The sequence below is a fragment of the Dyadobacter sp. genome (assembly GCF_051859145.1).
Lineage (GTDB): Bacteria > Bacteroidota > Bacteroidia > Cytophagales > Spirosomataceae > Dyadobacter.
Genome location: NZ_JBHYGF010000159.1, coordinates 1 through 8730, shown reverse-complemented (window position 1 = coordinate 8730; position 8730 = coordinate 1). Strand labels below are relative to the sequence as shown.

Sequence of the window (8730 nt, the reverse complement as noted above, 5' to 3'; positions counted from 1 at the left end):
CCTTACCGCCAGAAAGATCGCATACGTTTTTCCATCCGGCCCGTCTACAAACTGCGCGTGACCCGCTGAGGTAACCGGGTCTTTGCGGTCTTCCGGCAATCCTCTTTGTGTTAAAATGGGGTTATTTTCATAAGGAACATAAGGTCCCCAAACCGACTTACTGCGAAAAACCACCTCGGTATGGTTCACAGATGTACCGCCCTCGGCTGCATAGAGATAATACCAGCCAAACCGCTTCATGATATGTGGCGCTTCGATCCAAACTGGTTTCTGACTCAGGTCCACTCCGCCATTCACTAGCTGCTTTTCCTCTCCGATCACCTTCAATGTAACCGGGTCCATTTCATACATGCGGATCGTGCGGTGGCCGGAGTATAAAGGTTTACGGTCCGGCGCGTCGCTGTTGTAAATGATGTAAGCTTTATTATCCTCATCAAAAAACAACGAAGGATCAATTCCACGAACCTGCGGAATGCGAACCGGATTGCTCCATGGACCCGCCGGGTTTTTGGCGGTCACTACAAAATTCCCGCCGTGATCAATATCGGTACAGGTGACGTAAAATGTGCCGTTATGGTAGCTGATCGCAGGTGCAAAAAGTCCGCGGGTAAGCTGTTCGCCCATGAAATCCATCTGCGAGGGCCTGTCGATCACATTCCCGATCTGCTTCCAGTTTTTAAGGTCTTTGCTATGAAAAACAGGGATACCGGGAAAGTAGGAGAATGTCGAATTAACCAGGTAATAATCCTTCCCTACCTGCACCACGCTAGGATCGGGATAGAAGCCGGTTAGTATCGGATTGACTAACGTAATGGACTGCGCCGAAGCATGATAACCTGCTACAAGGCACAAGAAGGCGAAAACAGTCCTGAGAAAAAGCCTGTACATAATATATTTCACTAAGTGTTAAAAATCTTATTGAGCTGAGAAGGAATATACTTTACCCGCCTGCGTCGGCAAATCGTACAGCAGCGTTTCTTTTAATATGATCGGTTCTTTACTAGCTTTTGGTGACACCACCGGCGTCGCGATTTCATCCGTCAGATAGAATGCATTGGAATTCTCCCCGCTGGCTTTCTGCAATGTTCCACCACTCATTTTCAATGCATTTGGCACGCGCAATCGCAGGTTACCGCCTAGTTTCGAGCGGATTTGCACGTTCGTCAGCTTCGAGCCGCTCCATTGCATGTTTACAATTTCAAAACCGCCGCGGGCAAGCAAGCCTGTGATACTCCCATCTTTCCAGACATCAGGCAATGCAGGCAGCAAATGCACGGCACCATCTGCACTTTGCATCAGCATTTCGGTGATGCCCGAGGTACAGCCAAAGTTACCGTCGATCTGAAACGGCGGGTGCGCATCAAAAAGGTTGTTGTATGTTCCGCCACCGCGATTGCTGGGCGGACTTAATTGGTCCTGAATTAGCTTGTAAGCGTGATTTCCATCCTGCAACCGCGCCCACCAGTTCACTTTCCAACCCATACTCCAACCTGTGGACACGTCGCCGCGGTGGTTTAAAGTTGTGCGTGCAGCGGAAAAAAGTTCAGGATTACGGTAAGCTGAAATCTGCGAAGCCGGGAACAATCCGTACAAATGCGACACGTGACGGTGGTCATCTTTGGGATCATCCACATCGTCGAGCCACTCCTGCAACTGTCCGTACTGACCCACATGCATAGGCGGCAGCTGGTTGCGTTTTTGACGGAGTGTATCAATGAATGCAGCATCTTTTTTCAAAATCTCCGCAGCCCGGATCGCCGAAGTAAATACATCAAAGGCGATCTGGTTATCCATTGTGGTACCCGCATCAAGCGAAGAACCTTCGTGCGCGGCAGGCGCATTTTCGGGCGAGCTGCCCGGGTTTGTCACCAGCCAGTGGTACTTGGGATGTTCGATCAGGTAATCGGTGTAAAATAGGGCCGAACCTTTCAGGATCGGGTAAATTTTGGCAAGAAAATTCTTATCGCCCGTGTACAAATAATGTTCCCACAAATGCTGGCTCGTCCACCCGCCGCCCGCGATCCACATTCCCCAGAAAGCGCCGTCGATCGCGCCGGTTGCGCGCCAGATATCCGTATTATGATGCGCCATCCAGCCGCGCGCGCCATACATAACCTTCGCAGTCTCCTTCCCGGTTTCCGACAGCTCACTTACCATTCTCAGAAAAGGCTCATGCAGCTCCGACAGATTCGTCTTTTCTGCCGGCCAGTAATTCATCTGCGCATTGATGTTGATCGTGTACTTGCTATCCCAGGGCGGCATCATTTTATTGTTCCATATCCCCTGTAAATTAGCAGGCTGTCCGCCGGGTTGCGAGCTGGAAATCAGCAGGTAACGTCCGTATTGAAAGTACAATGTGACAAGCGCAGGATCATTTGCTTTCTTAAAATTCCTCAGTCGCTCATTAATCGGCAGTTTTGCGGCCTCACTTGTACCCAAATCAAGCTTTACCCGATTAAAATACTTCTGATAAGCAGCCACATGCGGCTTCAAAAGCCCGTCCCACGATTTGGAATAAGCCTTTTTCAAATACCCGTCAGCGCGCGCATTTTCATTCCCGGAAACTTCGTGGTAATTCGTGAAGTTCGTGGCGAGAGAAATAAAGATCACGGCCGCATTCGCATCCTTTACCAAAAGCGCAGTATCGTTCGAAGTAACACTACCACCTTCATTTTTGATACGCGTGATCGTTTTGAATTTTACTACACCTGTGACGCCCTCATGATCAGAAGCCCTGCCTGCCAGCGTTAACTCTCTCGCAGGTGTAACCTTGATTTCAGGCTGCTTGTGCAGTGTAGAATAAGAAGCTGAAAAATTAAGTTTGCCAGGCTTGTCGGCACTCAGCCGCATCACAATTACCTGGTCCGGAAAAGAAGCCAGCACTTCGCGGGTGAATGTGACGCCATTGACTTTATAGGTCGTTTTGGCCACCGCCCGCTCAATATCCAGCTCCCGGTAATAATCCTGATATTCATCCTGACCGGCGAAATGCAAGCGCAGTTCACCTGCTGGCTGGAACATTTGTCCGTGCGACTTTTTGGTGATAATCGCCTGGTTAGCCAGCTTTTCAGCCTCTTTTTGTTTTCCTTCAAAAATCAGTTTCCGAATCTCCGGCAATGCAGCTAATGCAGCCGGGTTATCGTTCCGGTTTGGTCCACCCGACCACAATGTACCTTCATTAAGCTGAATCCTTTCCTCCGCCACATTGCCGTACACCATTCCACCCAGCCGACCATTTCCCACCGGCAATGCATTCTCCCAGGTTTTGCCGGAAGGCGTATTATACCAAAGTTTTAAAGCCTTATCCTGAGAAAAAGCAGGACAGGTAATGATTAGTAAAAAGATGAAAGGGGCACTAAACTTCATAAAACGAAAATCAAATTTTGACACTCTTACCCGAAGCAACCGACTTATAAATTGCCTCTACCACGCGGATATCCCGCAAACCCTCCTCGCCCGGCGCGATCAGGTCGGTGTTGTTCATGATAGCAAGGCAGTCCTCGTCCATTTGTTTCGCCTGCTGACTTTTGATCGGGAAATTGATGATCGTACCATCCGACATACTTCCTTTATTCCCGTTATAACCTGACTGCGGTTCCAGTTTCAGCCAGCCTTTTTCGTAATTCACTTGAAGGTAATTCATATTGATCCCGAAGCTCGTCTGGCAGGAAGCCCGGGCGCCGCTTGGAAAATCGAGCATAAACATCATGGTTTCCTCCACTTCTTTATAAATCTCCGGTCGCGTGGTAGAAGCCTGCGCGATTACGCTGATCGGCTCCTCGCCTGTCGCCAATCTCGCGCCCTGCAATGCATACACGCCCATATCGCCCATTACGCCGCCGCCCAATGCCTTTTTCTGTTTCCAGTGATCGGTACGTGCGTCGAAATAGCCCGCCGCGCTGTTCACCATCTTCACTTTACCAAATTTCTGGTCTTTGGCCACTTTCATATAAGCCTGGATGTTCGGGTCGTGCTGGCAGCGGTAGCCGATTGCGAGCTTCACTTTATTGGCTTTGCAAGCCGCAATCATCGCTTCACAATCTGCTACGGAAGGCGCCATTGGTTTTTCGCAGAAAACGTGTTTCCCTGCTTTGGCAGCACGTACCACAAACTCCCGGTGCATGGAAGGCGGCAGTACCACGTACACAATATCGATATCCGGATTGTCGGCAATCTTGTCGAAATTCTGGTAGTTGTAAATGTTTTTTTCAGGAATGTTGTACTTGTTTTTCCAGGTTTCGGCTTTCGCAGGTGTTCCTGTTACAATCCCGGCCAGGTAGCATTTCTCCGTCATTTGCAGCGCGGGTGCCAGCAGGTCGGTGCTGTAATAGCCCAGCCCGACGAGTGCGATGCCGAGTTTATCTTTTTTTGGATTGGTAGAAGCAAAGAGCGGGTTGCCGGAAAAAAGGGTAGCCGCTCCGGCTAGTGACAATGTGGAGAGAAATTCACGTCTTTCAATTTGCATAGCAGATGGTGAGTTATTAAGGTTCTATGGTTCGGATTGATCCATTTTCATCACGAAGCAGCTCCCGGACTTTGATATTCCGCAAATGCGTTTTGCCCGATAATGCAGCGTCGTGATAGAAAATATACCATTTGTCTTTGAATTCAATAATAGAATGGTGCGTAGTCCAACCTTCTACTGGTTTCATGATCACACCTTTGTAAGTAAATGGTCCGTAAGGCGAGCTGCCTTCGGCGTAGCACAGTAAATGCGTATCGCCGGTGGAGTATGAAAAGTAGAACTTACCATTGAACTTGTGCATCCACGCGCCTTCAAAAAAGCGGCGATTATTATCTCCGGCCAGCAGCGGCTTTCCGTTTTCATCCAGAATCTGGACATCACGCAGCGGCTCTTCAAACGTTAGCATATCCTTGCTCATTTTTGCAACCTTGGCGCTTAATGCAGGCTCATTCTCATGCCCTTTGCCCAGGTCCATTGACAAACTCTTATCATATTTCCCGGTGTGCCAGCGTTGCAGCTGCCCGCCCCAGATCCCGCCCAGGTACATATAAGAAGTCCCGTCGGTATCCGTAAAAAGGGCTGGATCTATGCTGTAACTACCCGGAATAGGTTCAGGCTGTGCTTTGAACGGACCAGTCGGCGATTTGCTCGTGGCTACTCCAATCTTGAAAACATCTTGTTTGTCTTTGGCCGGAAAATACAGGTAGTAGGTCCCGTTTTTGAAAGCTGCATCCGGCGCCCACAGCTGGCGGCCTGCCCAGGGAATATCCTTTAAATCCAATGCAACACCGTGGTCGGTTACCTTGCCGGTCGGACTATCCATGGAATAAACATGGTAATCGCGCATATTAAAATGTCCGCCTTCATCATCCTGCGGAACATTGGCTTCAATATCGTGAGAAGGATAGATGTAAATCTTCCCATTAAAAACATGAGCGGATGGATCGGCCGTGTAAAGGTCAGTTACCAGCGGCTTGATTGCGTTTGCCTTTTGCGCGTCGGCGGGGTTCAGATAGGCGCCGGAAAGCAGCAAGCCGAGTGTCAGAGATCGTTTGAATACTTTATTTGTCAAATTGACAATATATTTTTCAGCCATAGTACTTCTATTATCAGGATTAAAACCCATCATTTTTCCGATATTATTTTTTAATTTATCAATGAGCAAATGTAGGTTTTCATTGCTGTATTGTTGAATACATTTGTTGAAAGTAATGTCACAAATGTTCAGAAAGGGTCATTACGCCTTGATTTAGGCTATAAAATATGCAGTGCCATGTTCAAATTTTGTGCTTATATCCTCATTTCTGCCACTATCTGTCTGTTTTCAATGACACAGGCGAATGCAAATGATCCGCAGCTCAATTTTACTGCGCTTACCTCTGCCAATGGTTTGTCTTCCAATACCGTACATGCCATTTTGAAGGACCGGCACGGGCTGCTCTGGTTTGGTACCGACGACGGGCTGAACAAATACGACGGAACCGAGTTCACATTGTACCGCAATGAAAGCACGAACCCTGCCAGCATTGCTTCCAATGATATTACTTCGCTCCACGAAGACCGGGCCGGACGTATCTGGGTCGGCACGATCCAGGGTGCGCTGAATTTATATGATCGTAAAAAAGATGCATTCAAACGCGTTTGTGTCAACGAAAGTGTCTCTGCCATCACGAGCGATCCCACCGGCAAATTGTGGGTTGGTACTATTGAGGGTCTGGTGTGGGTGGATCCGGTCACATTCAAGCTGACGCGGATGAGCCAGCGCACAAATGCACCTGTCGAGATCAGGGATCAGCTGATTTTAAGCTTTTACGAAGATAAAGCGGGACAAATGTGGATTGGCACCCTGAATGGTCTGTTCATCTATAATCCCAAAACGGACCGCTTCCGCAAAATTGATTACGTGCCCGGCAGCCACAGTCAGGTCAAAGCGATACAGGGTGACCAGGCAGGCAATATCTGGGTGGGTACGTTCCATGGTTTGTATAAACTCACCGCCGCAGGTACCCTGCTTCAAACTTTCAAATACCAGGCTGATAACGCGCAGACAATCAGCAGTAACATGATTTATTCCATCGTAGCCGAAGGTCCGCAGACACTGCTGATCTGTACCGATGGTGGTTTGAATGTGATGAACATTGAAACCGGCAAAGTGACCCGGTATGCACCCGATGCACGCAATCCTTTCAGCCTTACCAACAAGTCCGTCCGCAGCGTGCTCATCGACGACCGGGGCATTTTCTGGCTGGGTACTTACAAGGGGGGCGTCAATAAATATGATAAAAACCTGACCATTTTCGGTCTGAAAAAGTCGGACACGTATGATCCTGACGGGCTGAGCGCGCCATTTGTGACTTCTTTTGCAGAGAAAACCAATGGCGATTTGTTTGTAGGTACCGACGGCGGCGGCCTAAATCTGTATCACCGGAAAACAAACCTGTTCACCAAAGTCCCGCTGTCGCCCAAAAACAAGCTGGGTACGTCCGGACTGGCGGTACTTTCGCTCAAAATGACAGGCGACCATTTATGGATCGGCACCTTTCAGGACGGACTTTTCCAGCTCGACGCCGCTACGGGTAAGTACCTGCAGTTTACGCAGACAGCCAGCAAATCGTCGCTGGGCAACAATGATATTTTTTGCATTACTACGGACCGCAGGGGAAAAATCTGGATCGGTACAAACGGCGGTGGCGTAAATGAATTAGATCCTAAGACCGGGCAGTTCGTCAGGCATTTTGATGAAAATACCATAGTGACAAAGCGGGTAATTCCGCTTAACGGATATATCAGGGATATTTTGGAGGATAAAAACGGCAAGCTCTGGATCGGTTCTCACGGCACAGGACTGGTCATTTACGATCCTGAAAAACGGAAATCCATTCATTTTGATAAAAAGAACAGCGCACTGCCGGGAAACAATGTGCTGTCGATTTTTGAAGATAGCAGAGGCGATATCTGGGTTGGTACCGGCGGCGAAGGTTTGGCTAAATACAATCCAGCTAACAGCAGCTTCTCGGTTTTTGGTCAAAAACAGGGACTGATCAGCGGTGTGATCAACAAGATACTGGAAGATGCGCAGGGGCGGATCTGGGTGAGTACGAACAATGGACTGAGTTACCTGGATATGTCGACGAAGCGCTTTGTCAATTACACCCAATACAACGGTTTGCAGGACAATACATTTGTATTGGGTGCTGGGATCCGGACGCGTGACAATCTGTTATACTTTGGCGGGATACGCGGCTTCAATTACCTGGATACCCGCTTGCTCCGGCAAAACAAGAACCGCATTCCGGTAGTCTTGAAAGTGCTGCGCGTTGGTAACAAATCCATTACGCCTGCTGACTCCAGCATTCTTTCCGAACACATTTCCGTAGCCAAATCCATTCATCTGGACTACAAACAGAATTTTACCCTCACCTACGCGGCGCTGAATTATACTGACGCTTCGCAAACGATGTACCGCTACCGGCTGAATGGATTTGACGATGAGTGGCATTACGCGGGTTATGCTAAAACTGCCGGATACACCAACTTAAATCCGGGCACCTACCAATTTGAAGTGGAGGCCAAGAATCAGAATGGCGCATGGAACACACCGGGTACCTCCGTGCAAATCGTGGTGGAGCCGCCGTTTTATATGACCGTTTACGCCTACATCTTTTATGCATTTGCACTATTCGGTCTGGTGTTGTTCATGCGGCACCGGGGTATCCGGAAACTGGAAAAGAAGTTCAGACAGGAAGAATTTGAAACAGAGGCGAGGCGGAAACGTGAGCTGGATGAAATGAAAATCGAGTTCCTGACTAACCTGAGCCACGAATTCAGGACACCCATCTCGCTCATTCTCGCGCCACTGGATCAATTGGTAAACCGCGGTTCGGACACCGGGAATATTCCGCATTTGCAGGGGATAAAACGCAATGCAAAACGGCTGCTCAACCTGGTGGACCAGCTGCTTGATTTCAAAAATCTCCAACAACACGAATCACAGCTTGAAACTGCGCCGGGTGAGATCATTTCCTTTGTTTGCGAAACGGCAGAATCCTTTCAGTATCTGTCGCAGGTTAAAGGAATTGACTTTGTGGTAGCACGCCAGATTGATAGTCTGCAAATGGATTTTGATGCCAACAAGATCGAGCGCATCGTTTTAAACCTGTTGTCCAATGCATTTAAACACACTACCCGCGGCGGTACGGTAACACTTTCCCTCTTCCAACACGAAAGAGCTGGCTGGGACAAGTGGCTCTGCATTAAAATTGAAG

General features: G+C 48.7%; 5 protein-coding genes. 1 reads left to right on the top strand and 4 read right to left on the bottom strand.

Annotation, left to right across the window (positions count from 1 at the left end):
* The 4 genes from ACTIE6_RS10790 to ACTIE6_RS10775 all read right to left on the bottom strand — a co-directional run.
* The coding region (locus tag ACTIE6_RS10790) for a glycoside hydrolase family 43 protein (protein WP_439556640.1) at positions 1-888 on the bottom strand (888 nt) is incomplete at its 3' end.
* A 27-nt stretch (positions 889-915) separates the two neighbouring features.
* The gene (locus ACTIE6_RS10785; protein ID WP_439556639.1) at positions 916-3366 is read right to left on the bottom strand and encodes a glycoside hydrolase family 95 protein; all 2451 of its coding nucleotides are present in this window, start codon (positions 3364-3366) and stop codon (positions 916-918) included.
* Between the two features lie 10 nt (positions 3367-3376).
* Positions 3377-4465 carry a Gfo/Idh/MocA family protein gene (locus ACTIE6_RS10780; RefSeq protein ID WP_439556638.1) on the bottom strand — a complete coding sequence of 363 codons (1089 nt, stop codon included), beginning with the start codon at positions 4463-4465 and terminating at the stop codon, positions 3377-3379.
* 16 nt (positions 4466-4481) lie between these two features.
* Entirely contained in the window at positions 4482-5498 is a 1017-nt protein-coding gene (locus ACTIE6_RS10775) for a glycoside hydrolase family 43 protein (protein WP_439556641.1), read from the bottom strand.
* Positions 5499-5738: 240 nt separating this feature from the next.
* On the opposite strand from ACTIE6_RS10775, the gene ACTIE6_RS10770 reads away from it, so the two are divergent.
* The coding region (locus ACTIE6_RS10770; protein WP_439556637.1) for a ligand-binding sensor domain-containing protein at positions 5739-8730 on the top strand (2992 nt) is incomplete at its 3' end.